Consider the following 1369-nt stretch of genomic DNA (forward strand, 5'->3'; position numbering starts at 1 on the left):
ACGTTCTTCCTCGCCGAGAGCTCGGCGATCGCACTGGCCTGCGTGATGGGCGCGGCGGCCTGTGCGGCACTCTTCGCGCCTGCTGGGACACGGCCGCCGCTCACGGCGCTGTGGCCCACGCTGCTGGGCCTGGGCGCGGCCTTCGTGGTCACGTTCCAGTTCACGCTGTACCTGTTGGATTTGTATGACTTGCGCGTCGCCGCGGAGGACCGGGCGCGGGGCTACCGCTTCCTGAAGGCCGCGGGTGTCACGGCGATGGTGACCGGTGGGGTGATGCTGGTGGCCCCGCTGGTGTTGCCCGTCGCTCTGCCTCCTGGCGCGCTGCTCGGTGGGGCCATGGGGGCGCTCGCGGGCACGCTGGTCGTCCGGGTGTCCATTCGCGCGCTGGTGGGGGCGCCGCACGCGGTGCTCATCGTCGGTGATGGCCTCAAGGCCCGCGCGGTGGCGACCGCCATCGAAGCGGGCGGCGAGGGCAGCTACCGCGTCGTCGCGCTGGTGGACCCACGCACCACGGAGGAACCCCTGGAGCAGATGGCGGCCCGCATGGGCGCGGCATATGTCGTGCAGGCTGCTGACGACATGCGCGGGGCCAACTGGGTGGACTCACTGCTGAGCTGTCGGCTGCAAGGCCGCCGCGTTTATGACGCGACGGGCTTCTGCGAGCGGGTGCTGCGGCGGATTCCGGTGCAGTTCCTCCGGGCGAGCGACTTCGCCTTCGCGGACGAGCTGACGGTGTCTCCGTTGCGGCGGGCGCTGAAGCGGGCCTTCGACCTGGCGGTGGCGTCGCTGCTCCTGGCGTTGTCGGCACCCTTCCTGCTTCTGGTGGCGGTGGCCATCAAGCTGGATTCGAAGGGGCCTGTCTTCTACCGACAGGAGCGCACGGGGCTGGGAGGCGTGACGTACTACCTGTGGAAGTTCCGCAGCATGCGGACGGACGCGGAGAAGAACGGCGCGGTGTGGGCTCGTGCGAACGATGACCGTGTCACCCGGGTGGGCAAGTTCATCCGGCGCACGCGAATCGACGAGATTCCCCAGGTGTTCAACGTGTTGATGGGGGAGATGAGCTTCGTGGGTCCGCGTCCGGAGCGGCCCGTGTTTGTCGAGCAACTCAAGCAGCAGATTCCCTTCTACGGACTGCGTGAGGCAGTGAAGCCGGGCCTGACGGGCTGGGCCCAGATTCGCTACCCCTACGGAGCCTCCGTGGAGGATGCGCGCAACAAGCTGGAGTTCGACCTGTACTACGTGAAGAACGGCTCGCTGTTCCTGGACGTGGGCATCATTTTCCACACCGTGAGGCATGTTTTGCTCGGGCGTGGAGCTCGGTAGGCACACCTCTCGTCGGCCTTCCCTCGAGGGAGGGAAGGTCGGG

General features: G+C 67.9%; 1 protein-coding gene. It reads left to right on the forward strand.

Annotated elements, in window-relative coordinates; translation table 11 throughout:
- The coding region (gene exoE, locus HR086_RS46870) for a polyisoprenyl-phosphate hexose-1-phosphate transferase ExoE (RefSeq protein WP_254626775.1) at positions 1–1326 on the forward strand (1326 nt) is incomplete at its 5' end.
- Between the last annotated feature and the right edge of the window lie 43 nt (positions 1327–1369).

The organism is Myxococcus sp. CA039A, from assembly GCF_013336645.1.
Taxonomy (GTDB): domain Bacteria; phylum Myxococcota; class Myxococcia; order Myxococcales; family Myxococcaceae; genus Myxococcus; species Myxococcus llanfairpwllgwyngyllgogerychwyrndrobwllllantysiliogogogochensis.